This is a genomic window from Bradyrhizobium sp. HKCCYLR20261 (assembly GCF_051168435.1).
Taxonomy (GTDB): Bacteria; Pseudomonadota; Alphaproteobacteria; order Rhizobiales; family Xanthobacteraceae; genus Bradyrhizobium.
Genome location: NZ_JBNPUZ010000024.1, coordinates 1 through 25522 on the forward strand (window position 1 = coordinate 1; position 25522 = coordinate 25522).

A 25522-nucleotide genomic window follows, 5' to 3' on the forward strand; every position below is an offset into this window, starting at 1 on the left:
ATGGCCGGGACAAGCCCGGCCATGACGACGTGGAGAGAGACGAGCACAAAACGGCGATCGCCACATGCGATTGCCCTCCCCTGGAGGGGGAGGGTCGATCGCACGCGAAGCGGGCGAGCGGGGCGGGGTGAAGCCGCGGAAACCGGTGCGGGTGGAGAGATCACCCCACCCCGGCTCACAGGCGCTTCGCGCCTATGAGCCGACCCTCCCCCTCCAGGGGAGGGTGAAGCGGGGCTCACCTCAAAGACCGGCACGAAACAAAAAGCCCGACCTCGCGGCCGGGCTTTCGTAAGCAACTAATTGGAAAACGAGCTAACGGTCGATCAGGCGGCTTCGTCGGCCACGGCGGTGTCGTCGCCGTCGATGTCGTCACCCTCGGCGTCTGCATCACCCTCGGCGACCGCGTCGGCTTCGGTCTTGGCACCGCGGCGCGGGCTCTTGGCGAGCTGCGTCTCGATCTCCTTGACGGCCTCGGTCTCGGTCGAGTGCTGCACGACAGCGATCTCGCGCGACAGCCGGTCGAGCGCGGCTTCATAGAGCTGGCGTTCGCTGTAGGACTGCTCCGGCTGCGACTCCGAGCGGTAGAGGTCGCGCACGACCTCGGCGATCGCGACGATGTCGCCCGAATTGATCTTCGCTTCGTACTCCTGGGCGCGGCGCGACCACATCGTGCGCTTGACGCGGGCGCGGCCCTTGAGGGTCTCCAGCGCCTTCTTGACCAGCGCCGGGTCGGACAGCTTACGCATGCCGACATTGGCGACCTTGGCGGTCGGCACGCGCAGCGTCATCTTGTCCTTGATGAAGTTGATGACGAACAGCTCAAGCTTGGCGCCCGCGATCTCCTGCTCCTCGATGGCCAGGATCTGGCCGACGCCGTGAGCCGGATAGACGACGAATTCATTGGTCTTGAAGCCCTGACGCTGGGTCGGCAGCTTCTTCTCCTCGACGCGCGGGGCGGCCGCGGCGGGAGCCGCCGGCTTGGCGGCAACGGGGGCCTTGGCAGCAGGGGCAGCAGCAGGAACGGCCGTCTTGGTGGCCTTGGGCGCAGCGGCAGCCTTGGCCGGAGCGGCCTTGGCAACAGAGTCCTTTTCAAGAGTGGTCTTCGCGGCGGATGCTTTCGCGGCAGTCTTGGCAGTCTTTTCAGGCATTGCGCTTCTTTTGTTCTTGGTGGACTTGGCAGCCGAGGCCTTTGCGGCAGCCCGAATCTCCTTTACAGGAGCCCGGGCACGGCCCTTGGAAACGCTGCGGCTGGCCGCGGCGGCTTTTTTGGTACTCTTGGAAGCACTCTTTTTACGCGTTTTCTGTGACACAGCCTGCGCGCGGAACTGCCACGCCCCTGTTTGATGTTGCGGGAACCTAAAAGGGCGGCCAAAAAAGAATACGCATGGCCGGGTTCGGCTCTGAGAATGTGCCATATATAGCACATTTCCCGCAAAAATCAATGATTTAGAGGCCTCAGGGGCGGTATTGTGACGGATCCGCGAAGTTAGGGTTAAGTGAGCCGTGCCGGAATAGAACAACTCCCGCAGCGCTCAGCGTGGCTGCGGGGCATGGTCTAGGCCTTTGTTTCCGCGTAGCGATTTCGATCCGGTCAAGGTCCGCTGCAGACGGCGCGGCGCCGCTGCGGCAGAGGTATCGCGGTGACCGTCAGTCCCCGGCGCCGGGCTTCGACGAAAAATATTTCTCGAACTTTCCGTCCTCGCCGTCGTGCTCCTTGGCGTCGGCCGGCGGATCCTTCTTCTGGGTGATGTTGGGCCAGGACTTGGCATACTCGGCATTCACGCCGAGCCACTTCTCCAGCCCCGGCTCCGTGTCCGGCTTGATCGCGTCGGCCGGGCATTCCGGTTCGCATACGCCGCAATCGATGCATTCGTCCGGATGGATCACCAGCATGTTGTCGCCTTCGTAGAAGCAGTCTACTGGGCAGACCTCGACGCAGTCGGTATACTTGCACTTGATACAGTTTTCGGTGACGACGTAAGTCATCCAGGGCTCCGGAACGGATCGACAATTCGGCAGGCCTGCACTAGCGCAGGACGTGATGTGCCGCAAGTGAAGCGCGGCGAAGAACTGAATCGAAGCCGCGTTCGCGCAGCCGATCCAGATCAGACCGGGCCCGCGCCTTCGAGATCATCGTACAACCCGACCACCGACGCCGCGTCACCGCGGCGCGCCGCAAAGCCTGTCACCTTGAGCACGCGCACCTTGCGGTCGAGGGCAATGGTCAGGACATCGCCGGTCTTCACGCCGTGCCCGGGCGAGGTCTCGCGCACGCCGTTGACACGGACGTGGCCCGACGACACCAGCGCCGCGGCGCTGGTGCGGGCCTTCACCAACCGCGCATGCCATAGCCATTTGTCGAGGCGCTGGCGCTCTGACGGGGTGTCGGACGTGGGCGTGGTCCTTCCGGTCTGGCCGCGTCAATCCTTGCGGTTGTTGGCCGCAAGCTGCTCCTTGAGCGCCGCAAGCTTGGCGAACGGCGAGTTCGGATCGACCGGCCGGTCGCGATCCCGGCCACCACCACCGCCGCTCGACGCGTAGGGCCGCAGCGCCGGCCCGCCGTCGCGCTTATCGCGGCCGCCCTTGCCGAAGTCGCGGCCACCACGTCCCTCGCGGTCGCCACCGAACTTGCCGCCCTTGTTGCGATCGCGATTCTGGTCGCGTCCCTTGCCGTCCTGGTCGCGGCGCGGACCGCGATCCTCGCGCGCGGGCGCGGCCGCTGCTGCGGCTTCGCCACCTTCGCGCGGAGGTCCCTTGCGGAAGTCCTTGCCGAACTCCTTCATGCGGTCGCGGCGGCCGTGGCCGCGATGGCGGTCACGCCCCTCGCCCTCGGCCGGTGCGGCACCGGCGGCCGCAGCCTCGCCGCCACTCGCGGCCTGGCCGCGATCGTGCTGCGGACGTTGATGGCGATTGCGCTGATGATGCTCGTGCCGCGGCCGGCGCTCGTCCGAGCGGCCGCCGGGACGCCAGACCTCGACGAGGACCGGCTCGGCCGGCGCGGCCTCGGCAGCGCTGCTCGCCGGCTCGGACACCGAAGCGCCGGCCTCGGCCGGGGCTGCATCAGCCTGGGAGGTCTCGTCGGCCGCAGCCGTCTCGGCCTGCGGCGCGACGTCGTCCGCCGCAGCCGTGGGGTCCGAGGCGCTCTCGACCGCCGGCGGCTGCTCGGCCGGCGTCGGCGTCACGAAGTCGACCATCGGCAAGGAGGTCATCGCCGCGGGCTGCGCGGGTTCGGCCGCCGCGTCAGGCAACGCGTCCGGCGCGGCGACGGCCTGCTCGGTAACCGGCGCAACCGCGGCTTCCGCGACCGTCGGCACCTGCGCGTCCGACGGCTCGGCGGCGGTCGCCGGCGCAACATCGGCGGATGCCGTCTCGGCCGGCGCGGCCTCCGCGGCAACAGCCTCCGCCGGCTGCTCGACGGGAGTCTCGGCCGGCGTCTCGACCTTCTTGGGCGGCAGCGGCGGGCGCTTCTCCATGCGATAGCCGAGCGCGCGAAGGATCGAGGCGAAGTCCTCGCCGGCCGAGCCGGTGAGCGAGGTCATGGCCTGAGTCACGACGAAACCACGGCCGTCGAAGGCGCCCGCCGGCTTCTCGCCCTGCGTATTCTCGCGCCACGCCAGAGCGGGACGAATCAGATCGGCAAGCCGTTCCAGGATGTCGACGCGCACGGCGCGCTCGCCCGCCTGCTTGTAGCCAAGCACGCGATAGGCGTCGCGCGGCAGCGCCTTGTCGACCGGGAACGAGGTGCGGCCCGAGCTTGCCAGATGTTGCGCGCCGGTCAGCGCGGACATGTCGACATTGCCCTGCTTCTCGGCCCACAGCAGCGCGGCCAGCGCGCGCGCGGCCGGCTTCAGCAGCGCGGGGACGTAGATGTGGTAGGCGCCAAAACGCACGCCGTATTTGCGCAAGGTGGCGCGCGAAGGCTGGTCGAGATCCTTCATCTCGCCGGCGATCTTGTTGCGCTCGATGACGCCGAGCGCCTCGACAAGCTGGAAGGCGATGCCGCGGGCGATGCCGGTGATGTCCTCGGCCTTGGACAGTTCGAACAGCGGGCCGAGCAGCTTCTCGATATGCGTCTTGAGCCACAGATCGAGGCGGGCCTGCACCTTGTCGCGCGCGGCTCCCGTGAGCCGCTCGTCGGCGATGATGCGCAGGCGCGGGTGCAGGGCGTCGTCTGCCGCGACCAGCTTGGCCACGGCATCGCCGGTCCAGCGCAGCGTGCCATCGGCCGTCAGCACGATGTGCTCGTCCGGCGCATTGGACAGTTTCTCGGCACGCGCCTCGATCTCGCCGGCCAGGGCCTTCTGGGCAGCAGCCTGCAGAGCCTTGGCCTCGGAGCCGGCTTCGGCGGCGTCGGGCGCGAAGGTGAATCCATCCAGGCGGCCGATCGCATGCCCTTCAACGATCACTTCGCCGGTCTTGCCGATTTCCGTATTCAAAACACTGTTCTCCCGCAGGCGCCGCATCAATACACTGGTACGACGATCAACGAAACGCTCCGTGAGCCGTTCATGAAGGGCGTCTGACAATTTATTTTCGAGGTCGCGGGTAATCCCCTGCCAATAATCGGGATCACGCAGCCAGTCCGGCCGGTTCGCGACGAAGGTCCAGGTGCGAATCTGTGCAATCCGGCCCGACAGCGTGTCGATGTCGCCGTCGACGCGGTCGGCCTGATCGACCTGGGCGGCGTACCAGGCGTCGGGAATGCGCCCCTTCTGCATCAGGAAGCCGAACACGGTGGTCACGAGCTCGGAATGCGCGGCGGGCGACAGCCGGCGATAGTCCGGAATCTGACAGGTCTCCCATAGCCGCTCGACGGCCGCTGCGCCATGCGCCATGTCGCGCACCTCGGCATCGCGCGCGGCGTGGTCGAGCACCCGCAGGTCCTCGGCGATCGGCGCACGCGTCAGCGCCTCGTGCGACGGCGCCAGCGCCAATGACACCTGCAGCGCGCTCAGCGACGCAAAATCCAGCTTCGAATTGCGCCATTGCAGCACCTTCACGGTATCGAAGGTGTGGTTCTGCAGCGCGTTGACGAGCTCGGGCTCGAACGGCGCACAACGCCCGGTGGTGCCGAAGGTCCCGTTGCGCGTTGCGCGGCCGGCGCGGCCTGCGATCTGGGCAAATTCCGACGGCGTCAGGCGGCGGAACTGATAACCGTCATATTTGCGGTCGGAGGCAAAGGCGACGTGATCGACGTCGAGGTTGAGCCCCATGCCGATGGCGTCGGTGGCGACGAGATAGTCGACGTCGCCGTTCTGGAACATCGCCACCTGCGCGTTGCGGGTCCGCGGCGACAGCGAGCCGAGCACGACGGCCGCGCCGCCATGCTGGCGGCGGATCAGTTCCGCGATCGCATAGACCTCATCGGCTGAGAACGCGACGATCGCGGTCCGCCGCGGCTGCCGCGTGATCTTGCGGTCGCCCGCGAATTCGAGCTGCGAGAGCCGCGGCCGCGTCACCATCGAGGCGCCGGGCAGCAGCCGCTCGATGATCGGACGCATCGTCGCAGCCCCGAGCAGCAGCGTCTCGTCGCGGCCGCGCCGGTTGAGGATGCGGTCGGTGAAGACGTGGCCACGCTCGAGATCGGAGGCGATCTGGATCTCGTCGACAGCGAGGAACGACACGTCGAGATCGCGCGGCATGGCCTCGACCGTCGACACCCAATAGCGCGGGCTCTTCGGCTTGATCTTCTCCTCGCCGGTGATCAGCGCGACGGCCTCGCTGCCGACGCGATCGGCGATCTTGTTGTAGACCTCGCGCGCAAGCAGCCGCAGCGGCAGGCCGATGATCCCGGACGAGTGCGCCAGCATGCGCTCGATCGCGAGATGTGTCTTGCCGGTGTTGGTGGGACCGAGCACGGCGGTGACGCCGCTTCCAGGAGCACGGTCGGATGCACGGTCGGACATGCGCTCGAAAGGCGAGGCAGCCGAAGAAGACGAAAAAGCCATTCGTTAAATGTGGGTCTCGAAGCCGGCGTTGCAGGCGCGCGGGTCAGGCGCGATGGATGCTGGATTTGTCGTTGTTGTTGAGAGGCTGCGCTCCTCACCCCTGTCTCATACTGTGACGCATATAGGGACGCAGCTTAAGCTTCGGAACGCCTTGAGAACGAATCACGAAGGAATCGCTGACTCCAGCGTCTTTCCGGCTTCGTTCACCGCAACATCTCGCGCTCTGCGATCTCCTCGGCACTAGATCAAGTTTTCGCGGGCTCGACAAGCAACGCTTTCGCGAGGGAACCGGAGTGCGTTTGCGCCGGTCCCGAGTCGAATCAGATCGAGGCAAGAGTCAAACGGATTCGCGCGCGATGAAGCAGGTCTCGCCATGCACGCGTTTGGGCTCGGCTCGCCCCGGAAGTCCGGCGACAGCCCAAGCAACATCATCGAACCAACGCTCGGAGATCTCGCCACGGCGTCTGTATCCGGCGCCAGCTTCTGGGAGACTGTCCGGAGCGAAGGGCAGGAACACGCAACAGGGAGATGCAGGCGCTACTGCGTCTTGGCAACGTGCGGCGTCGCCTGGGTGATGAAGGTCGTCGCTTCCAGCATCGCCGTGCCGAACGATGTCGGGATCACCACCCGGAACGGCACCAGCACCCGCGTGCCCGCGAGCGGCACGAAGAAGACTTCCATGTTGCGGGCCTGGGCCAGATATTTGATGACCGGCCGATCGGGGATGTAGCCCGCGACGGGCGTGAAGTAGATCGCGCAGACCAGCGCGGGGCCGCGATAGCCCTTCTCCGCCTTGACGTTCTCCATGCGCTTGTAGTCGAGCTTGAGCTCATAGCGCATCCGGCCGTCGAAGATCGGCGCCGCGCCACGGCAGGACTCCGGCGACAGCAGCTCGCCGTTCCCGGGCACGCGCACGAGCGACGCGGTCATCGGATCGAACACGCCGCGCTTGTGCGCATCGGTCACCGGAATGCGGTCGGGATCGACCGGCGGTGTCGGCTCGATGGCAAAATCCTTCACCGTGCCGTTCTGCAGGTTGATGCGGATCTGCTCGGATTTCTTTCCCGTGGTGGTCGAGGCCTGATAGCTCTGGGCAACCAACGCGCCGTTGACGACGCGACCCTGCACCGAGCCGTTGCCCGAGCCCTGCGAAAAGCTCTTGAGCAGGCCGGCCGTGCCGCCCTGGACAGAAGCGCCGTATTGATCATCGCCGATCTCGATGGCCCAGGTGCCCTTCCCCACGGGAATACCGGCCAGAGATGCCTCGTACTGGGCATCGAGCCTGGCTTGCGCGCGAACCACCTGCGGCGTCAGCATCAGGAGGGCCGCGAGGGATCCGGCCGCCGCGAGGCGCCGAGAACGGAAGAAGGCCGAGCTGTTCGTCACGTCGAAATGATCCTGCCGATCCGTTGACCGGGCCGTCGGCCTCTGCGCCGCGCCACGGGTGTTACTTACGCCAAAAACACGCCTGAACAACGCCAACCGGTCGCTCTCTGGCCGATTGTCCAGCGCTTTGCGCCCGGACCGCATCCCGGCGAAGCCGCGTCACGCTGCCACCGTCCCGGCCTGCGGCCCACCGGGCCGGCCTGACACACGCCGCGCAAGTCCTCATTGATCGCCTTCGAATACGCCCTTTATGTGGTCGGGACTCACCGCCTATACTATTGATTGTACGACCTGTTTCCGGATCGAGGATCGGCCGCCGCGGCCACCGGCACGGCTGCCGCTCGGCCTCTCGATACCGTCGCCTGGAACCGGCAGGGCTCATCCGACTCGACACACTCGCAGGCTGCCATTGCCGCGCCGCCTCAAAACCTTGACGAAAAGCCGCATCCCCCCTATAGGACCGCATCTCCCAGAGACGAGCTGGACGAGTTTTGGACCCCCGCGGCCCGCCGACTTCAGGCGGACGAAGGGTGCGGGGATGAGAGAGGATTTATTGCCATGTCGCGGCGCTGTGAACTGACGGCCAAGGGCCCCCAGGTTGGCCACAAGGTCAGCCACTCGAACATCAAGACCAAGCGGCGCTTCCTGCCGAACCTGTGCAACGTCACCTTCATCTCGGACGTGCTCGGCCGCAACGTGCGCCTGCGCGTGTCGACCAACGCGATCAAGAGCGTCGACCACAATGGCGGCCTCGATGCCTATCTGCTGAAGGCCAATGCCGCGGCGCTGTCGCCGCGCGCGCTCGAGCTGAAGCGCGCCATCGAGAAGAAGGCCTCCGAGGCCGCTCCGGTCGCCAAGGCGAGCTGAGAGGTCGCGTTTCGTCGCAGCCGAGCGCGGCTGTGGCGAGCGTCGAACGCAATGAGTTGACGAATGGCCGGGTCGCGAGATCCGGCCTTTGCGTTTTGTGAAAGCTTATTTTTTCTGTCAGCGTGTTTTCTGGCGGTCACGACCGCCGTCTGCCCGCCCCTTGCCGAACCGCAGTTCGCAGACGGCACGTCGCAAGCGATCGGAAAGACTGTCCAGCGGCGATACGCGCAACGCGCGGCCTCCGACGAAGGATCTGGAGAAGCGGTCTCCCCAAGCTCAGCCGGATGCTCTACACTCGCTGCGGTAGCATTATAGCGGACATTCCTTTGTCATGAAGAATATTGTCATCTGCTGCGACGGCACCGGCAACGAGATCAGCGAGAACATTTCCAACGTCCTCAAGCTCTATCGCTGCCTGCGCAAGACCGACAAGACGACGCCGCATCAGGCCGTGTTCTACGATCCGGGCGTGGGCACATTGACGCAGCCCGACAGCTGGCATCGCTTCAAGACGAACTTCAACATGGTGCTGGGCCTGGCGACAGGCTACGGGCTCGATGACAACGTCATCAAGGCCTACTGCTTCCTCGCGTCGCACTATGAGGAAGGCGACCGCATCTTCCTGTTCGGCTTCTCGCGCGGCGCCTACACCGTGCGCGTGCTGGCCGGGCTGATCCACAAGGTCGGACTGATCTCGCCCGACCAGATCAATCTCGCCGGCTCCGGCGTCATTGCCTACAAGAAATACTCCTCCGACAACCCGAAGGCCGGACGCGGCATCACGACCGAGCTCGAGAGCACCGAGGAGGAGGGGCCGATCCCCGAGAGCCGCGACGACCAGGCCGCGCAATTCGCGCGCATCACCTCGACGCGCTGGCCGACCATTCACTTCGTCGGCGTGTGGGACACGGTCGCCAGCGTCATCGTGCCGCGGACGGACCGGCTGCTGGCGCTGCCGAGCCTGGAGGAGCTGGCGTTCACCATCAGCAATCCGAGCGTGAAGATCTTTCGCCAGGCCGCGGCGATCGACGAGCGCCGCTGCATGTTCCGGCTGAAGCCGTGGGAGATGCCGCAGACCTTCACGCCCAACCGCTTCAACAAGGCCAAGGCGGGCCCGCAGGACGCCAAGCAGGTGTGGTTCGCCGGCGTCCACTGCGATGTCGGCGGCGGCTATCCGGAAGTGCAGTCGGCGGCCTCGAAATATCCGCTGCTCTGGATGATCGACGAGGCGGTGGAGGCCGGGCTCGCCGTCAATCCGCGCACCGTGAATCAGCTCGCCTGGGGGGTGCAGCGCAAGAACAGCCCGTTCTCCTATGTGCCTCCGAGCATCCACGGCCCGCTGCACGATTCGATGACGCCGGCCTGGCGGCTGCTCGAATTCCTGCCGAAGAAGGCGAAGTACAAGGAGTGGCCCGAGCGCAAGGCGCATCTCGGCTTCTACATCCCGAACTGTGAGCCGCGCTTCATCCCGGACGGCGCCTTCGTCCACGAGAGCGTCCTGATGCGGATCGCAGAATCGGCGGATTACCGGCCCATCAACCTGCCGCCGACCTACGAACGCGTGCCGCTCCCGGTCAAGGCCAGGTCGGAATAGCGGCGCATTACGGCGCCGCGATCGCCAGCAGCGTCAGATCATCCGCAAATGGATGACGCCGTCCGTGAGCTCGCCGCGGGAGAAGCGCTCACGCGCCATCTGCTCGAACGCCGTGCGATTGCGCTGCAGATAGGCGAGCGCCTGATTGCGGGTGCAGAAGCAAGTCTCGAGGTGGCAGACCTGCCGCGTCGCCCCGATCGCGAGAGCGAATGCGATCGTCTGGCCTCCGCTCTGCCGGTCGTCCTTGGCGATACGGACGTCTGTTGCGCTGGATTTGGCCACGTCAGCCTCCTCGGGTCGGGAAGGTCGGATCCGGACGCGGAACACGGTTCGGGCGCTTATAGCTGTTGATCACGACGAGCTTGCGTCAGCGACGATCAGAAGCACGATCAAGGACTAATTGAACGCGGTGGAGATTTTCTCCGCCGCTTTGCAGGAAGCGCAACGGGAGCCGATTGCGCCACCTCAGCCTCCTTGGCGAGCCGCAACGTGCGCAGGCGCTCCATGTTTTTGCGCACCGCGATCGCGCGCTGATCCCATTCGGCGCGCGCCTTCGCTCCATCCTCAGCCGCGACGCGCTGACGCTCGGCGCGTGCCAGGCTTTCCGGAGAGCGTTCCAAGATCTTCCTGGTGGCCATCGACAGATCCTTCCGGTGAAGCGGGTTATCGTCGAGACGCAGAAAGCCCGCTCAATACAGGATCGAGCGGGCAAACCAGCCATTTCAGTACATCCGTGAAATGGCTTTGAGACGTCTAACAAAGACGCCTGATCAGTACGATCAGACCAGTGTCAGATTTTCTGCGCTGGTCTTGCCGCGCATCTTGTCGGTCTTGACCTCGAAGGTCAGCTTCTGGCCTTCGGCCAGGCCAGCGAGACCAGCGCGCTCAACGGCGCTGATATGAACGAACACGTCGTTCCCGCCGTCCTGCGGCTGAATGAAACCAAAACCCTTCTGACCGTTGAACCACTTCACGGTACCCTGCATGTCTATCTCCAAACGCTTTATCAAGCGTATTCATCGCGCGAACACCGCACGATCTCATCATTCAACTGAGCGATGACTTTGGAAATAGCCCGCGGGCACATTCAGAAAGGCACAGCGGCTAATCGAACAATCTCAAGGTAGACCCTTTCCTGGGGATTACAAGGGCGCGACGCAAATATAGTTTGCGGCCGGTGACACTGCGGTCCAACGCGCTGGCAATATCGAGGGTTCGCGCTTATCTTTGCCGGCACCATCGGTAACGGCCCGGCCATCGATGGCTGAGAGACAGATCGTGCTCCCGCCTTCCTACGAAGGGGATCACCCATGTCTCGACATATCTCTCAGCACATCTCGTTCAGCTCATCATTCTGAATCCTGAGACAGACACTGCTGAACGTGGCGCCATCGCAGGCGCTACGCCGATCGACTTCACATTAAGACACTCATCGCGAGATGAAGACAAGGAGGACGCTTTTGCAGGTACTCGTTCGTGACAATGACGTCGAGAAGGCGCTGCGCATTCTCAAACGCAAGATGCAGCGCGAGGGCGTGTTCCGTGAGATGAAGCGGCGCCGCGCCTACGAGAAGCCATCGGAGCGCAAGACACGCGAGAAATCCGACGCGATCCGGCGCCAGCGCAAGGTCGCGCGCAAGGCCGCGATCCGCGAAGGGCTGCTGCCAGCGCCGGTGAAGAAGGTGCCCACGGCAAGGCCGGGCGCGCTTCCATCGACGAGTTCCGCGCGCACCGAGCGCGAACGGCCGCAAGGCCCGCTCACCTCCGCGACGCCGCGCAGCTAAGCGCGAGGGCTGCCAGCTCGGCTGGCACAGAGAGGCGAAAGAAGCCGGCGCTCACGCCGGCTTTTGTTTGCTGTCGAGATGTTTGCTGTCCGCAAGAGCCGCCTCGCGCGCCAGGCGCTCGGCTCTCAGTCGCTCGCGGTTCTGATTGAAGGCGCCTTGCGCCTTCTCGTAGTCACTGGTTGGGGCCGGAGCCGGCTTGAACGCTTTCTGGGCTTCGAGCACCGCGGCCGTGGGCCTACGCTCTGACATCGGGGACTTCCTCATTGGAGTGGCGAACGCGCCGGCGCGTGCTGGCAAGATTGGCACAGGACGGCCACGGTTCAGTGACGGCATCTCGCAAGACTGCGCTCGGGAGCGGATGCGGATCGGAACCCGCCTCGGCGGAGAGGCGTCGGCTCGGGTCCCGAATGATGCTATTATAACCGAAATACGCCGAATATGTTGCAACTCATTTATGCGTCGATTTCGGCCAGCTGAGGCTTGCGCCCAGGGACAGCCGCAAGCAGCTCGCGCGTATAGGGATGCTCAGGATTTGCAAACAGCGCAGCCGTCGGCTTCAGCTCGACGATCTCGCCCCGCTGCATCACCGCGATGCGATCGCAGATCTGCGCGGCGACACGCAGATCGTGGGTGATGAACAGCATCGAGAGGCCGAGCCGCGCCTTCAGATCCTCCAGCAGCCGCAGCACCTGCGCCTGCACGGACACGTCGAGCGCCGACACCGCCTCGTCGGCGACGATGATCTCCGGATCGAGCGCGAGCGCGCGGGCGATGCCGATACGCTGGCGCTGACCGCCGGAGAACTCGTGCGGGTAGCGATCGACGGCACGGGCATCCAGTCCGACCAGCCCCAGCAGCTCCTGCGCGCGGGTCAGCGCCGCGTCCAGCGGCGTGCCGCGCGCGACCATGCCGTCGGCGATGATGCGGCCGACCTTGCGGCGCGGGTTCAGCGAGGCGAACGGATCCTGGAAGATCATCTGGATGCGATGCCGCTGCGCGCGTAGCGCGCGCCCCTCCAGGGTCGTGAGATCGACATCGCCGATGCGCACGGTGCCGCGATCGGCCTCGATCAGCCGCATGACGAGACGTGCGACCGACGATTTGCCGGAGCCGGACTCGCCGACCAGGCCGAGCGTCTCGCCCTGATGGATGACGAAATTCACCGCGTGCGCAGCGCGCGTCTCACGCTTCGGCCGGAACCAGCCGGTCGGCGTCACATAGGTCTTGTCGAGGCCGATCACCTCGATCGCCTTCGGCTGATCCTCGCGCGTGACGCGCGGCGGCGGGTCGAACGAGGGAACGGCGGCGAGCAGCGCCTTGGTGTAGTCGTGCTGCGGGTTGCCGAGCACGGTTTCGGCGGTGCCCTCCTCCACGACCTTGCCATGGCGCAGCACCACGACCTGGTCGGCGATGTCGGCGACGACGCCGAAATCATGGGTGATGAACATCACCGCCATGTTGTGGCTGGCCTGCAGGTTGCTGATCAACTTCAGGATCTGCGCCTGGGTGGTGACGTCGAGCGCGGTGGTCGGCTCGTCGGCGACGAGCACGGCCGGCTCAAGCGCGAGCGCCATCGCGATCATGGCGCGCTGGCGCTGCCCCCCGGAGAGCTGGTGCGGATAGGCGCGGATGATGCGCTCGGGATCGGGCAGCCCGACCTCGCGCACCAGCGCCAGCGCCTTGGCGCGGCGCTCCGCGGGCGTGTGCAGGTCGTGCGCCTCGAACACCTCCATCAGCTGGTCGCCGATCCGCATCAAGGGATTGAGCGCGGTCATCGGCTCCTGGAACACCATGGCGATGCGGCGGCCGCGCAGATCGCGCCAGCCGTCTTCGTCGACGGCGAGCAAATCGCGTCCCTCGAAGCGGATCTCGCCGCTGTCCACCTTGACGGTGTCGGGCAGCAGGCCGAGCAGCGCATGCGCGCACATCGACTTGCCCGAGCCGGACTCGCCGACGACACAGACGATCTTGCCGGCGGTGAGATCGAACGACACGCCGTCGACCGCGTGCGCGCGCTCGGCCCCCTTCGGCAGGGCTATGCGGAGATTCTTGATGGTGACGACGGGATCAGACATCGTTCACCTGCCCTCGCGCGACAGGCGCGGGTTCAACGCGTCATTCAGGCCTTCGCCGATCAGGTTGAGGCCGAGCACCGAGAGCAGGATCGCGACGCCGGGGAACACCGTGATCCACCACGCCTGGCGGATGACGGTGCGGCCGGCGCCGACCATGTAGCCCCAGGAGATCAGATTGGGATCGCCGAGACCGAGGAACGACAGCGAGGATTCCAGCAGGATCGCGGTCGCGACCATCAGCGAAGCCAGCACGATCACCGGCGACAGCGCGTTGGGCAGGATCTCGCGCCAGATGATCCACGAATTGCTTTGCCCGGTCACGATCGCGGCCTGGACGTATTCGCGGGTCCGCAATGAGAGCACTTCGCCGCGCACCAGCCGCGCCACCGGCGGCCAGCTGACGAGGCCGATGGCGGCGACGATCGAGTAGATCGAGGGCTGCAGGATCGCGACCAGCACGATGGCGAGCGCGAAGCTTGGAATGGTCTGGAAGAACTCGGTGAAGCGCATCAAGGCGTCATCGACGCGGCCGCCGAAATAGCCGGCGATGGCGCCGAGCGGCACGCCGACGACCAGCGCCACCAGTGTCGAGACAAGGCCCACCAGCAGCGAGACGCGCGCGCCGAAGATCAGGCCAGCGAGGACATCACGTCCGAGCGCATCGGTGCCGAGCGGCACCTTCGCCAAGGTGAACGGCGGCACGAACGGCCGCTGTACCATGCGCCAGGGCGAATTCGGGAAGTAGAACGGACCAGCCACCGCGATCACGATCGCCAGGATGAGGATGATCAGCCCGATGATGCCGCTTGGGCTGCGCAGCATGGTGCGCCAGAACTGTCTCATGAGGCGTACTCGATGCGCGGATCGACCAGGCGGTAGACGAGGTCGGTGACGAGGTTGAAGATCAGCACCATGGCGGAGGACACCACGAACACGCCGAGCAGCAAATTGTAGTCGCGCTGGATCAACGCGTCGTACATCAGCCGGCCGATGCCGGGCCAGGCGAACACGGTCTCGGTGAGCACCGCGCCTCCCACCAGCGTGCCGGCGTGGACGCCCGCGAGGGTGACGACCGGCAGCAGCGCGTTGCGCAGCACGTGGCGGCGCAGGATGACGCCGTCGCGCAGGCCCTTGGCGCGGGCGGTCTTGACGAAGTCGAGCCGCTTCACCTCCAGCATCGAGGCGCGGGTCATGCGGGTGTAGGTCGCCATGAAGAACAGGCCGAGCGTTGCGGCCGGCATCACCAGATGCGCGCCGACGTCGAGCGCATGGCGTAGCCCGGTGTAGCCGGCGCCGACGGTCTCATAGCCGAAGCTCGGCAGCCAATCGACCCAGACGGAGAACAGGAGAATCGCGATCAGCGCGATCCAGAACAGCGGCGTCGCGTAGAAGATCAGCGCGAGCACGGTGATGGCCGTATCGAGGAAGGTTCCGGCGAACCGCGCCGCCAGCGCGCCGAACAGAACGCCGAGCGCGAGCGAGATCGCGAACGCGGACAGCGTGAGCAGCAGCGTCGCGGGCAGCCGCTCGGCGATCAGCTTGGCGACTGGCGCCTGCTGGCGGAACGAGAAGCCGAGATCGAGCGTGGCGATGCCCTTGACGTAGATGAGGAGCTGCTCCGGCAGCGGACGGTCGAGGCCGAACTTCTCACGCAGCTGCGCGACGAACATCTGGTCGGACGCGCCGGCCTCGCCGGCCATGACAACGGCGGGATCGCCCGGCGCCAGCCGGATCAGAAAGAAGTTCAGCACGATGATGGCGAGAAGGACGATGACGCCCTTCGCGACGCGCTGGGCGATGAAGGAGAGCATGAAGGGCCCGTAATGGTCAGCTCGGCACGATCAAATGAGGCGCTGGAGCGCGACACTGGTGCCGCGCTCCCTCGAACACCGCTATTTGTCGAGCCAGGCGTCGCGGAAGCCGTCGTTGACGCCGACACCCGTCGTGATCAGGTTCTTGACCTTGCACTTGGTGATGGTCGGGAACTGCAGCTCCAGCAGCCAGGCCACAGGCACGTCCTCGACGAGGATCTTCTGCACCTTCTCATACGCCTCCTTGCGCTTGGCATCGGTCGGCGCGGTTGCGCCCTCGGCGAACAGCCTGTCAACCTCGGGGTTCGAATAGCCCTCGACATTGTTGAACAACTGGCCCTTGGCAATCGCGGAGGTCAGGTAGTTGCGGGAGACGCCGAGCGCGGGATCCCCGTACTGGTAGAGATAGGTGAAGGCGATGTCGTAGTCCCACTCCATGATCTTCTGGTTGCCGCCGGGGACGTCGGTCGCGATCGTCTCGATCGTCATGCCGACATCCTGCAGGTTCTGCTTCACCGCCTCGCCCCAGCGCTGCCAGGTCTCGCCATAGGCCAGCGGCAGCATGCGGATCTTCTCGCCCTTGTAGCCGGCCTCCTTCAGCAGCGCCTTGGCCTTGGCGGGATCGTACGGATATTTCGGCACGTCGTCGGTGTAGAACTTGATGGTCGAGGCCGACGGGCCGGTCGCGACCTTGCCGAGTCCGTTCCAGATCACATCCTTGGCGAAGTCGCGATCGATCGCGTACATGATCGCCTGCCGGACCTTCTTGTTGGCGAGGACCGGGTTGCGCAGGTTCAGCCACATCCAGGACAGCGGCGAGAAGAACTCCCAGCCGGCGCCGGTGACGCAGGCGCCCGGCAGCTTGGAGACGCGCGGCACGTCGAAATTCTCGATCGAGCCGCCCGGCAGCACGTCGACCTTGCCGGTCTCGAACGCGACCGCGCGCGCCGCGGCGTCCGGAATGATCTGCCAATAGACCTCGTCGAGGTAGGGCTTGCCCTTCTCGTGGTAGTTCGGATTTTTCACCATGCGGATGAACGAGCCCTTCTGCCACTCCTTGAACATGAAGGGGCCGGTGCCGATGGGCGCGTTGTTGTTCGGATTGGTCTTGTAGTCGGTGCCCTCATAGAGATGCTTCGGCACCATCGGCAGCGAGCCGACCTCGAAGATGCCGATGAAGGGGCCGAACGGCTCCTTCAGGGTGAACACCACGGTGAGATCATCGGGCGCCTCCACCTTCTCGACCATCACGAGATTGTTGCGGGCACGCGCATGCGTCTGCTTCAGCATCTCGATCGAGAACAGCACGTCGGCCGAGGTGAACGGCTTGCCGTCGTGCCAGGTCACGCCCTTCTTGAGCTTGAAGGTGTAGACCTTGGCGTCCGGGCTGATCGTCCAGCTCTCGGCCAGGCCGGGCAGCGGCTCGAGTTTGGGGCTGTAGCGCAGCAGGCCCTCGAAAATGTTGCCGGATACCATCTGGGTCGGGCCGTTCTGGACCATCGCCAGCATCAGGCCCGGCGGCTCCGGCTGGATCACCGCGTTGACGACCCCGCCGACCTTTGGCTCCTCCGCATGCGCTACGGCCAATCCGCAGCCGATGACAACGCCCAACAACACCCGTTTGATCATGATTCACGTCCCAAATGATTTCGGAGAGCAGCAATGCATCAAGCGCGCCAACGCGCGCGACGCGGCCATGCGGCGTTTTGATGCTGCGCCTGCTCCGGATGCATGGACGCGAGCCAGCTCGGCGCTCACAGAGCGGAAATGCAGCCCCGATGCACAACCGCGTTCCGCGGGACAGGATGAACGTCGAGGTCCCCGCAGGCAGCGAGGATCAATTAGTTCCGTTCGGCAGAACTCGCAAAGCCATGCACGATCACGCGCTGCGGGGACCAGATGAAGTTCGCGACAGGATCAGCCCAAAAATTGATCACGAATTCAGCGCCGGATCCGCGCAATGGCCCCCGCCACGATCTGCATGATGACACCGATGACCCAGCCCGCCATGATCAATGAGGTCCAGACGATGTGCGGATCCTCGCGCAGGATGATGATGGCGACGGCGAAGAACGCGGTCAGCGTGGCGAGGAAGGTGCCGACCGCGCTGAGAAACTCGGCCGCGTCGATCCGCCGTTCCGCAGGCGTGCCTTCCTCATGCGGATGGAAGGGAAGCTGCGGCGTGTCGATGCCGAGATAGAAGCCGAATGCGCCGGACAGCATCATCAGAAGCAGGAAGCCCTGGGTGGTCAGCGCGGGCACGCTGGAACCGACGTGAGCACCGACGAACACCCCGCAGGCCGCACCGGCCAAGGCCAATCCCGAGCGCTCCAGGACGTGAGCAAAACGTCGGACGCGGATGCGCATGAGACCCCCCTTGCTCCGGACCGGCGAGACCGCCGGTCCGGCCATGATTGATCAAACAGCTTACGCCGCCCTGGTCATGTCGGCATTGAGATGGCGCAACCTCGGCATCACCTCATGCTTCAGCAACCGCAGGGAGTTGTGCCAGGCTTCCGGCTTGTGCTTGTAGTCGAAGCCGAACACGCACAGCGTCCCGAAGCCGCCGACCTCGTGCCAGATCTTCTCGATCTTCTCGGTCACCGTTGCCGGCGAGCCGATGATCCAGTTGCGCTTGGCGCAATAGTCCACCGTCACGTCGGTGTCGGCTACCTCGGGCGAATGCTTCAGATAGTCCTTGAAGCCGAAATGGCTGAGCAGAGGCAGGAAGTACTCGCTCATCATCCGTCCCATCATGTCGCCGGTCGACAGCCGCCACGCCTCCTCGTCGGTTTCGGCCACGAACACCTCGCGCACCAGCCGCCAGTCATTACGGCTCGGCTTGCGCCCGGACTTGGCCGCGCCCGCCTCGACCGAATCCCAGTGCGACGACACATAGGCCGGGTTGAGGTTGAGGCTCATCGGAATGAAGCCGCGCTCGCCGGCGAGCTTCAGCGTGTCCGAGTTCTTCGACAGGCCGGCGACGCCGATCGGCGGATGCGGCGCCTGCACCGGCTTGATGTGCGGCTTCAGGAAGTCGAACATCACGTCGGGCTTGGTCACTGTCCAGTACTTGCCCTTGTGCGTGAACGGCGCCGGTTCGGTCCACAGACGCAGGATGATCTCCAGCGCCTCGCGGGTCATCTCGCGGTTCTGGCCGCTCATGCCGTCGACGTTGAACATCGCCCAGTCGCTCGGCAGGCCAGATGCGGCGATGCCGAAATTGAGCCGGCCATCGGAGAGATGATCCAGCATCGCGACGCGGTTGGCGAGCTCGGCCGGATGATGATAGGGCAGCAGGAAGCCGCCGGGCCCGAGGCGGATGTTCTTGGTCTCGCGGAATGCCTGCGCCAGGATCAGATCGGGCGCCGGATGCGGCTCCCAGGGCGCGGTGTGATGCTCGCCGATCCAGGCTTCCTGATAGCCGAGCTCATCGAGCCAGCGCAGGACCTGCAAGTCCCACTCCTGCCCTTCCTTCAACCCGCACTCCGGCGGATGCGAGGGCATCGTGAAGTATCCAATTTCCATGGCGCTTTCCTCTCGCGTTTGTTTTTTTGCTCTGCTGCGCTGCACGCATCGCTGCGCACGACCCAGCATAGCACGTCCTGCGAGCAGGATCAGCGCCCAACCGCGCATGACCCATCACGTGATGGCCAGGGGGCTGCGCGAACGCGGAGCTACTTGTCGGCTGCGGAGGAGGATGCAGGCTTTGGCGGCGTGCGAAAACGATCCAGCACGTCCGCGGGAATCACGGCGGCTCGGGGCGTTGTGCCCCTTTCGGTCGACGTGAAAGGCGAGGCTGGCGCCATCGCGGCCGGCTTCGGCGGCCCGCCGACGATGCGCGTGGCAACGTTCTCACGCAGCAGTTCGCGCGACTCAGGATACCACATCGAGCTCGGCTCGGCCTGGTTGGCACGGACGGCGAAGTCGCGGCTGAGGCCGAATTTCTGAAGACGGGTCTGCTCCAGCTCGATCGCGGCGCGGCGATCGGCGGCGCTCAGGCCGCGATAGGAGGGTTGATGGAAGCCAAGTCGGGCATTCCACATCACGGCCCGATCGGTGCCGCCAAGGAACACGATCGTGCAGGCCGAGAGGCAGGTCTGCTCGACCAACGTAGAAAGTCCCCGCGCCTTGATGAGGTCCGACATGCGCTGCGCCTCGCGGATCCGGCCGCCCTGCGAATTGAGGCGGACGGTCTTCACGTCAGGCATGGCATCGAGCAGCTCGGCCAATTCCCGCGCGACGCCAAATTTGATGCCTCCGGAGAATTCGAGCATCTCCCCATAGGCCAGAACCTGGAATCGATGCGGACCCAGGCGCTGGTCGCCCGTTGCGATGTCGCCGATTTCGGCGATCTGAGGCAGGCCGTTGCTGACGAAATTCCAGAGCCCTCCGACAATGCCGAGCAAGACCATCACTTTGGCGACGCCGCCCCAGCCAGGTCGCCCGGACGCGCTATAGACCGTCGCCGATCGCCAGATGCCGACGTTCTGCCAGAGCATCAGGAGCGCCAGGATGAGCCAAATCATCAGGAGCGCCGTCAACCCGGCGGTCGGATGATCGTCGATTACGCCATCAAACAGGAGGGCGCTCGCGGCAGCGACTGCGACACCAGCAAGAAACCCGAGCAGCGTCCCGTTGACCCAGTACGATAGCGGCAGCGACAACTGGCCACGCCAATGCCGCATGATGTAATTCTGCCGCGAGGGCTCCGGCGGCGATGGCGCCATGACGCCAGCCACCTCCGTCATCGGCGGCCGGTCCCGCTCAACGCGAACCACCTGCGTGCCGGCGAAGCGATCGTACCAGGTGTCCGCCCGCACATAGATCTGCCGCCAAGCGACCAGACCTCCGATCAAAAGCGGACAAAGGACGGCGACCGCAATCCCGAAAAGGAGATCTTCAGGAAGGGCCGTGACCGCCGTGAAGGACTGCGCCAGCGCCCACGCGATCGCCGGACCGAAGATCAGCAGCAGCATCCCATAGCGTCGCCGGGCGGCGCGCAAGGGCGGTGGACCGTCCCCGTGGCTCTGAGCCAGCCGGAGGCGGCAGATCCGGCGGCCCGGGGTCCCGCGCCGGACGTCGAGCATGAGGCGCAAGCCGAGCAGCAGGGGCAGCAGCACGATCCCGAGCGACAATCCCTTGACCGGCACGCCGTCCGCATCGAGCATGCTGTCGATATGAATCTCCTTGGTGATCGGCCCATCCTGGGTGATCCGCGCCACGCGCAACATCCGGGCCGAAGGCAATCCGAACAGATGGTGCTCGCAGTCGAGGATCGCGGTGGGATTGAACTGCGGCGGGACCGCCACACCATCCGGTACGGCCTCGCGCTTGCTGCAGTTGGTCGCGTAGATGCCGTCGGCAAACTGCACCCGGCCATGTGTCAGCGGGAACAGCACGATCCCAGCGGCCTGCAGGAGGATCACGACCAGCAGCGCATCAATGAAAAACGCCCCTGCCCGACGCCACACGCCAGCGCGCTCGAATTCGTCGTGAAGACTTTGGTTCGACACGTGACGCCGAAGGGCTGCTATGAGTTGCGTCGGACAGAGCGGTTGTGTGGGCGGGAATATGTTACCCGAACTTGAGGATCGTCACAAGATGTCGCAGGTCGGCCCCACCCGATCCGAAATGATCGCGCCGGAGACGAAGATGCGATCACGTGGGATCATCGCGTCTCCACCTAGCGCGCACCGAAGGTCGTCCGGCCGAACAGCTCCTTGTGCGTCGACGGCTGCGAGCGCCAATATTGCGGAGGGGCGGCGACCTGTCCGCCCAGCTCGGCGGCGGCATGCCAGCCCCAGCGCGGGTCGTAGAGCATGCCGCGGGCGAGTGCGACCATGTCGGCCTTGCCGGAGGTCACGATCTCTTCGGCTTGCTGCGCCTGCGTGATGAGGCCGACCGCCATGGTTGGTAGTCCCGTCGCCTTCTTCACGGCCTCGGCAAATGGCACCTGATAGCCGGGCCCGAACGTGATCTTCTGCAGCGGCGAGACGCCGCCCGAGGACACGTCGATCCAATCGACGCTGCGGCGCTTCAGCTCGTTGGCAAAGGCGATGGTCTGGTCGAGATCCCAGCCGCCCGCGACCCAGTCCGTCGCCGACACGCGCACACCGACTGGCCTGTCCGCGGGGAAGACCGCGCGCACGGCATCGAAGACCTCCAGCGGGAAGCGCATGCGATTTTCCAGCGAGCCGCCGTAGGCGTCGCTGCGCTGGTTGGCGATCGGCGACAGGAACTGATGCAGCAGATAGCCGTGCGCGCCGTGCAGCTCGATCGCGTCGATGCCGAGGCGGGCGGCGCGTTGCGCCGCGGAAACGAACGCGTCGCGGATGCGTGCGAGGCCTGCCGCGTCGAGCGTCTCCGGAGCGAGCTCGCCGTCCTTGTGCGGCAGCGCCGACGGCGCGACGGTCTGCCATCCGCCATCCGCAATTGGAATCTGCTGGCCGCCATCCCACGGCTTGTGGCTTGAGGCCTTGCGGCCGGCATGGGCGAGCTGCATTGCGATCGCTGTCTTGGAGTGCTTGCGCACCGAGGCCAGGATCGGCGCAAGCGCGGCTTCCGTCGTATCGTCCCACAGCCCGAGACAGCCGGGCGTGATGCGGCCGATCGGCTCGACATGCGTCGCCTCGATGCAGAACATCGCCGCGCCCGACAGCGCCAGCGTGTTGATGTGGGTGAAGTGCCAATCATTGGCGGCGCCGTTCTCGGCCGAGTACTGGCACATCGGCGACACGACGATGCGGTTGGCGAGCTCGAGGCCGCGCAGCTTGATCGGAGTGAACAGGGCGCTCATGCGGGGTTCCAGACTGTGAGTTGATCGGGTGATCTCATCAGCGAGTGTCCGCGATGGCGCGAGCGCGGTCAACGCGTCCGCTGCAATGCGTTGCAGCTCATTCCAGCAATGTGAACTGCAGCAGCAGGGTGCGCTGGATCATCGAGAAGTTGTCGTCCGACACCAGGGTCAGCACGGTTTCGCCGTCCGGCGTGACATGCGCATCGATGCCTTCGAGATTGTCGATCTCCTGGCCGAGATCGGCTGAGAAGATCGCGGGGCCATCAACAAGCGCGCCCGGCGCGATCTGCGCCAGCGACAGGCGGCGGATGCGGATGCCGACCCCATTGAACAACGAGAATTTTCGCTCCAGCACCAGCAGATCGCCGGACGGCAGCAGCACGGCGTCGCTGACATCGAAATCATTGCTGCGGACGATGCTGAACGGTCCCGGAGACGAGCCGCCGATCAGAAACGCCAGCAGGTTGCCGTTGGCATCGAGGCCGCGCTCGGAGATCGCGATGATGGTGCCGGCAAGCGGCAATCCCTTTGGCACCGCGACCAGCGCTTCGAGCCCCTTGTTGTTGGGCAGGCGCTTGGCCGCCGGCGGCAGCGGAATGATCTCGCCCCGCGCGCCGACACCGCCCTTGGCGAAATCATAGCGCAACAGCTGGTTGACGCGTTCGAGGCCGACATAGACGACGTCGCCATCACGGGCGAGCGACTCGGAATCGTACCACCCGCGATCCGTGATCGGGCGTCCGTCAGGTCCAAGCAGTGGCGCCGCCTCGACATCGGCGAGCCCCGCGATCTCACGCCCGGAGTAGACGATGCGGCCGGTGAACCAGCCGCCCTTGTCGCTGATCGCGAGGAAACGCTCGCCCTTGGCATCGAGCCGGAGGCCGGAGAGCCCGCCGAAGCCCGGATAGGATGAGGTCAGCGCGACGCCGCTGCGATAGTGCAGCATGCCGAAGCGCAGATGGGTGCGGTCGCGCAGATCGAATGACGGCAGCGGCCGCGCCTTGACCTCGATCTTGGTGGCCGTTGTGACGGAATGCTCGTCGATAGCGGCGCGGCGGCGCACCGGCGGTGGCGCCGACTGTGCAAGCGCACCGCCGGACCATGCGAGTGCTGACACTCCGCCGAGAGTCAGCGCCAGGAAGCGCCTGCGGTCGGAGATCGCCTGCAGCGGCATTGTCAGCGGGGCCCCCTCCCCCACCTCCTCCCGACGGGAGGAGGGACGCGTCCGGCCCTCGGCCGGCGGCTCAATGCAGCTTGCGCTTCGGTGCGCGCGCGGGCTGCTGTGGCGCCGCGTGTGTCTCGGTGAACAGTTCGGCGAGCTTCTCGGTGATGGCGCCGCCTAGCTCCTCAGCGTCGACGATCGTCACCGCGCGGCGGTAATAGCGCGTCACGTCGTGGCCGATGCCGATCGCGATCAGCTCGACCGGCGAGCGGGTCTCGATCTCCTCGATGATGTGGCGCAGGTGCCGTTCGAGATAGTTGCCGGGATTGACCGACAGCGTGGAGTCGTCCACCGGCGCACCGTCCGAGATCATCATCAGGATCTTGCGCTGCTCGGGCCGGCCGAGCAGGCGCTTGTGCGCCCAGTCGAGCGCCTCGCCGTCGATGTTCTCCTTCAGCAGCCCCTCGCGCATCATCAGGCCAAGATTCTTCCGCGCGCGGCGCCAGGGCGCGTCGGCGGCCTTGTAGATGATGTGGCGGAGATCATTGAGGCGGCCAGGATTGGCCGGCTTGCCGGCGGCAAGCCACGCCTCGCGCGACTGCCCGCCCTTCCAGGCCCGCGTCGTGAAGCCAAGAATCTCGACCTTGACGCCGCAACGCTCGAGCGTGCGGGCGAGAATGTCGGCGCAGGTCGCGGCGACCGTAATCGGCCGGCCGCGCATCGAGCCGGAATTGTCGAGCAGCAGCGTCACGACGGTGTCGCGGAAGGTCGCTTCCTTCTCACGCATGAACGACAGCGGCTGATAGGGATCGATCACGACGCGCGACAGCCGCGCCGGATCGAGGATGCCCTCTTCGAGATCGAACTCCCAGGCGCGGTTCTGCTGCGCCATCAGCCGGCGCTGCAGCCGGTTGGCGAGACGCGCCACGATGCCCTGCAGATGCGCGAGCTGTTTGTCGAGATAGGAGCGCAGCCGCTCCAGTTCGTCATGGTCGCACAGGTCCTCGGCGGCGATGATCTCGTCGAACTTCGGCGCGAAGGCGTGATATTCCGGGCCGCGCGGCTCGTTGGCACCGTTGCGGTTCGGCCGGGTCGCCTCGCCCGGCGTCTCGTCGTCGCCGAGCTCGCCGTCGTCGAGCGTATCGGAGGCGGACGCCTGCGCGGCTTCCATCGCGCTCTCCGACATCTCGTCCGACGTCGTCTGCGCCTGGTCGGCGCTCATCTCCTGGGCCGCATCGGACTCTGGCGAACCCTCGGCGCCGGACTGGTCGTTGTCGCCGTCGCGGTTGTCGTCGTTGTCCTCGTCCTCTTCGGAGTCGGCATTGCGCTCGTCGCCGAGATCGAGCGCCGACAGCAGATCGTGGACGAGATCGCCGAACTTGGCCTGGTCCTCGGTGAAGCGGCCGAGCTCATCGAGCTGCGAGCCGATCCGATCCTCCAGGAACGGGCGCCAGAGATCGACCACCTTGCGCGCCGCATTCGGCGGCGCCATGCCGGTCAGCCGCTCACGCACCAGCATGGCGAGCGCATCCGACAACGGCGCATCGGCGCGGTCGGTGATCTCGTCATACTTGCCGCGATGGAAGTGATCGTCGAGCATCGCCGTGAGGTTCTTGGCGACGCCGGCCATGCGCTTGGCGCCGATCGCCTCGACGCGCGCCTGCTCGACCGCTTCGAACACGCCGCGCGCCTGCGGATTGCCGGGGATCAGCTTGCGGTGAATCTTCGGATCGTGACAGGCGATCTTGAGCGCGATCGAATCTGCGTGCCCGCGGACGACCGCCGCATCGCGCTTGGTCATCTTGCGCGCCGGCTCGGGCAGCCGCGCCTTGCCTGGCGCCAGCCCCGGCCGCTCGGCGGCAAAGGAAACTTCGAGTTCAGGCGATCGCGCGATCGCGCGCAAGCACCCCGTCACCGAGCGCTTGAACGGCTCGGTCGGCGCTTCCTTGGTACCGGGACGGAGTTTGCTGTTGGATGTGGTCATCTTGTCCCTGCGGCCTGTCGTCCCGGCGAACGCCGGGACCCATAGCCACCGGCGGTCATCTCATCGTGTCGACGCCAACTCCGGCGCATCGCCGAAACGTCACGACGTATGG

21 protein-coding genes and 1 pseudogene are annotated in these 25522 nt (G+C 65.7%); 3 read left to right on the forward strand and 19 right to left on the reverse strand.

All coding sequences use genetic code 11. From position 1 onward, the window contains the following. Nucleotides 1–323 precede the first annotated feature (323 nt). From ACQR1L_RS32385 to ACQR1L_RS32405, 5 genes and pseudogenes are all read right to left on the reverse strand, one after another. Nucleotides 324–1148 carry a CarD family transcriptional regulator gene (locus ACQR1L_RS32385; RefSeq protein ID WP_434861972.1) on the reverse strand — a complete coding sequence of 275 codons (825 nt, stop codon included), beginning with the start codon at nucleotides 1146–1148 and terminating at the stop codon, nucleotides 324–326. A 499-nt stretch (nucleotides 1149–1647) separates the two neighbouring features. Beyond that, on the reverse strand, nucleotides 1648–1986 hold the full coding sequence (gene fdxA, locus ACQR1L_RS32390; RefSeq protein WP_035660174.1) for a ferredoxin FdxA: 339 nt from the start codon (nucleotides 1984–1986) through the stop codon (nucleotides 1648–1650). Between the two features lie 119 nt (nucleotides 1987–2105). After that, nucleotides 2106–2375: pseudogene (locus ACQR1L_RS32395) on the reverse strand (RNA-binding S4 domain-containing protein); the annotation flags it as partial. A gap of 45 nt (nucleotides 2376–2420) precedes the next feature. Then, nucleotides 2421–5948 carry a helicase-related protein gene (locus ACQR1L_RS32400; RefSeq protein ID WP_434861973.1) on the reverse strand — a complete coding sequence of 1176 codons (3528 nt, stop codon included), beginning with the start codon at nucleotides 5946–5948 and terminating at the stop codon, nucleotides 2421–2423. Between the two features lie 537 nt (nucleotides 5949–6485). Further along, a complete protein-coding gene (locus ACQR1L_RS32405) occupies nucleotides 6486–7265 on the reverse strand; it encodes a DUF3108 domain-containing protein (protein WP_434862040.1) in 780 nt (259 codons plus the stop codon). A gap of 627 nt (nucleotides 7266–7892) precedes the next feature. Between ACQR1L_RS32405 and rpmB the strand changes: the two genes are divergently transcribed. After that, nucleotides 7893–8201, forward strand: coding sequence for a 50S ribosomal protein L28 (gene rpmB / locus ACQR1L_RS32410; protein WP_434861974.1), 309 nt, complete (start codon nucleotides 7893–7895; stop codon nucleotides 8199–8201). 331 nt (nucleotides 8202–8532) lie between these two features. Next, nucleotides 8533–9795, forward strand: a complete 1263-nt coding sequence (locus tag ACQR1L_RS32415; protein ID WP_434861975.1) for a DUF2235 domain-containing protein — start codon at nucleotides 8533–8535, stop codon at nucleotides 9793–9795. Between the two features lie 33 nt (nucleotides 9796–9828). Here ACQR1L_RS32415 and ACQR1L_RS32420 read toward each other — a convergent pair whose 3' ends face one another. From ACQR1L_RS32420 to ACQR1L_RS32430, 3 genes are all read right to left on the reverse strand, one after another. Then, a complete protein-coding gene (locus ACQR1L_RS32420) occupies nucleotides 9829–10077 on the reverse strand; it encodes a hypothetical protein (RefSeq protein WP_434861976.1) in 249 nt (82 codons plus the stop codon). 107 nt (nucleotides 10078–10184) lie between these two features. Then, complete coding sequence (locus tag ACQR1L_RS32425; protein ID WP_434861977.1) at nucleotides 10185–10433, reverse strand: transcriptional regulator; 249 nt, start codon at nucleotides 10431–10433, stop codon at nucleotides 10185–10187. A gap of 141 nt (nucleotides 10434–10574) precedes the next feature. Continuing rightward, a complete protein-coding gene (locus ACQR1L_RS32430) occupies nucleotides 10575–10781 on the reverse strand; it encodes a cold-shock protein (RefSeq protein ID WP_434861978.1) in 207 nt (68 codons plus the stop codon). 474 nt (nucleotides 10782–11255) lie between these two features. Between ACQR1L_RS32430 and rpsU the strand changes: the two genes are divergently transcribed. Further along, the gene (gene rpsU / locus ACQR1L_RS32435) at nucleotides 11256–11579 is read left to right on the forward strand and encodes a 30S ribosomal protein S21 (RefSeq protein ID WP_434861979.1); all 324 of its coding nucleotides are present in this window, start codon (nucleotides 11256–11258) and stop codon (nucleotides 11577–11579) included. Between the two features lie 51 nt (nucleotides 11580–11630). On the opposite strand, the gene ACQR1L_RS32440 is transcribed toward rpsU, so the two are convergent. The 11 genes from ACQR1L_RS32440 to cobT all read right to left on the reverse strand — a co-directional run bounded on the left by ACQR1L_RS32440 (nucleotide 11631) and on the right by cobT (nucleotide 25410). Further along, complete coding sequence (locus ACQR1L_RS32440; protein WP_434861980.1) at nucleotides 11631–11828, reverse strand: hypothetical protein; 198 nt, start codon at nucleotides 11826–11828, stop codon at nucleotides 11631–11633. A 203-nt stretch (nucleotides 11829–12031) separates the two neighbouring features. Next, nucleotides 12032–13654 carry an ABC transporter ATP-binding protein gene (locus tag ACQR1L_RS32445; RefSeq protein WP_434861981.1) on the reverse strand — a complete coding sequence of 541 codons (1623 nt, stop codon included), beginning with the start codon at nucleotides 13652–13654 and terminating at the stop codon, nucleotides 12032–12034. Nucleotides 13655–13657: 3 nt separating this feature from the next. Next, on the reverse strand, nucleotides 13658–14497 hold the full coding sequence (locus ACQR1L_RS32450) for an ABC transporter permease (protein ID WP_434861982.1): 840 nt from the start codon (nucleotides 14495–14497) through the stop codon (nucleotides 13658–13660). Then, the gene (locus ACQR1L_RS32455) at nucleotides 14494–15465 is read right to left on the reverse strand and encodes an ABC transporter permease (protein ID WP_434861983.1); all 972 of its coding nucleotides are present in this window, start codon (nucleotides 15463–15465) and stop codon (nucleotides 14494–14496) included. The genes ACQR1L_RS32450 and ACQR1L_RS32455 overlap by 4 nt, the downstream gene beginning before the upstream one ends. A gap of 81 nt (nucleotides 15466–15546) precedes the next feature. Beyond that, nucleotides 15547–17094, reverse strand: a complete 1548-nt coding sequence (locus ACQR1L_RS32460) for an ABC transporter substrate-binding protein (protein ID WP_434861984.1) — start codon at nucleotides 17092–17094, stop codon at nucleotides 15547–15549. A 312-nt stretch (nucleotides 17095–17406) separates the two neighbouring features. Then, nucleotides 17407–17832, reverse strand: coding sequence for a hypothetical protein (locus ACQR1L_RS32465; protein WP_434861985.1), 426 nt, complete (start codon nucleotides 17830–17832; stop codon nucleotides 17407–17409). 60 nt (nucleotides 17833–17892) lie between these two features. Next, nucleotides 17893–18993, reverse strand: coding sequence for an LLM class flavin-dependent oxidoreductase (locus ACQR1L_RS32470; protein WP_434861986.1), 1101 nt, complete (start codon nucleotides 18991–18993; stop codon nucleotides 17893–17895). Nucleotides 18994–19142: 149 nt separating this feature from the next. Further along, a complete protein-coding gene (locus ACQR1L_RS32475) occupies nucleotides 19143–20981 on the reverse strand; it encodes an RDD family protein (RefSeq protein WP_434861987.1) in 1839 nt (612 codons plus the stop codon). Nucleotides 20982–21151: 170 nt separating this feature from the next. Continuing rightward, a complete protein-coding gene (locus ACQR1L_RS32480) occupies nucleotides 21152–22264 on the reverse strand; it encodes an NADH:flavin oxidoreductase/NADH oxidase (protein ID WP_434861988.1) in 1113 nt (370 codons plus the stop codon). Nucleotides 22265–22361: 97 nt separating this feature from the next. After that, the gene (locus tag ACQR1L_RS32485) at nucleotides 22362–23438 is read right to left on the reverse strand and encodes an esterase-like activity of phytase family protein (protein ID WP_434861989.1); all 1077 of its coding nucleotides are present in this window, start codon (nucleotides 23436–23438) and stop codon (nucleotides 22362–22364) included. A gap of 70 nt (nucleotides 23439–23508) precedes the next feature. Next, nucleotides 23509–25410, reverse strand: a complete 1902-nt coding sequence (cobT, locus tag ACQR1L_RS32490; protein ID WP_434861990.1) for a cobaltochelatase subunit CobT — start codon at nucleotides 25408–25410, stop codon at nucleotides 23509–23511. Between the last annotated feature and the right edge of the window lie 112 nt (nucleotides 25411–25522).

What these genes read in the sequence shown, in the direction of transcription:
- fdxA (WP_035660174.1), bottom strand. Translation starts at nt 1,986, where the DNA reads ATGACTTACGTCGTCACCGAAAACTGTATCAAGTGCAAGTATACCGAC.
- ACQR1L_RS32480 (WP_434861988.1), bottom strand. Translation starts at nt 22,264, where the DNA reads ATGAGCGCCCTGTTCACTCCGATCAAGCTGCGCGGCCTCGAGCTCGCC.
- ACQR1L_RS32405 (WP_434862040.1), bottom strand. Translation starts at nt 7,265, where the DNA reads ATGCTGACGCCGCAGGTGGTTCGCGCGCAAGCCAGGCTCGATGCCCAG.
- ACQR1L_RS32415 (WP_434861975.1), top strand. Translation starts at nt 8,533, where the DNA reads ATGAAGAATATTGTCATCTGCTGCGACGGCACCGGCAACGAGATCAGC.
- ACQR1L_RS32460 (WP_434861984.1), bottom strand. Translation starts at nt 17,094, where the DNA reads ATGATCAAACGGGTGTTGTTGGGCGTTGTCATCGGCTGCGGATTGGCC.
- ACQR1L_RS32425 (WP_434861977.1), bottom strand. Translation starts at nt 10,433, where the DNA reads ATGGCCACCAGGAAGATCTTGGAACGCTCTCCGGAAAGCCTGGCACGC.
- ACQR1L_RS32400 (WP_434861973.1), bottom strand. Translation starts at nt 5,948, where the DNA reads ATGGCTTTTTCGTCTTCTTCGGCTGCCTCGCCTTTCGAGCGCATGTCC.
- ACQR1L_RS32485 (WP_434861989.1), bottom strand. Translation starts at nt 23,438, where the DNA reads ATGCCGCTGCAGGCGATCTCCGACCGCAGGCGCTTCCTGGCGCTGACT.
- ACQR1L_RS32450 (WP_434861982.1), bottom strand. Translation starts at nt 14,497, where the DNA reads ATGAGACAGTTCTGGCGCACCATGCTGCGCAGCCCAAGCGGCATCATC.
- ACQR1L_RS32385 (WP_434861972.1), bottom strand. Translation starts at nt 1,148, where the DNA reads ATGCCTGAAAAGACTGCCAAGACTGCCGCGAAAGCATCCGCCGCGAAG.
- ACQR1L_RS32430 (WP_434861978.1), bottom strand. Translation starts at nt 10,781, where the DNA reads ATGCAGGGTACCGTGAAGTGGTTCAACGGTCAGAAGGGTTTTGGTTTC.
- ACQR1L_RS32440 (WP_434861980.1), bottom strand. Translation starts at nt 11,828, where the DNA reads ATGTCAGAGCGTAGGCCCACGGCCGCGGTGCTCGAAGCCCAGAAAGCG.
- ACQR1L_RS32445 (WP_434861981.1), bottom strand. Translation starts at nt 13,654, where the DNA reads ATGTCTGATCCCGTCGTCACCATCAAGAATCTCCGCATAGCCCTGCCG.
- cobT (WP_434861990.1), bottom strand. Translation starts at nt 25,410, where the DNA reads ATGACCACATCCAACAGCAAACTCCGTCCCGGTACCAAGGAAGCGCCG.
- rpmB (WP_434861974.1), top strand. Translation starts at nt 7,893, where the DNA reads ATGTCGCGGCGCTGTGAACTGACGGCCAAGGGCCCCCAGGTTGGCCAC.
- ACQR1L_RS32455 (WP_434861983.1), bottom strand. Translation starts at nt 15,465, where the DNA reads ATGCTCTCCTTCATCGCCCAGCGCGTCGCGAAGGGCGTCATCGTCCTT.
- ACQR1L_RS32465 (WP_434861985.1), bottom strand. Translation starts at nt 17,832, where the DNA reads ATGCGCATCCGCGTCCGACGTTTTGCTCACGTCCTGGAGCGCTCGGGA.
- ACQR1L_RS32470 (WP_434861986.1), bottom strand. Translation starts at nt 18,993, where the DNA reads ATGGAAATTGGATACTTCACGATGCCCTCGCATCCGCCGGAGTGCGGG.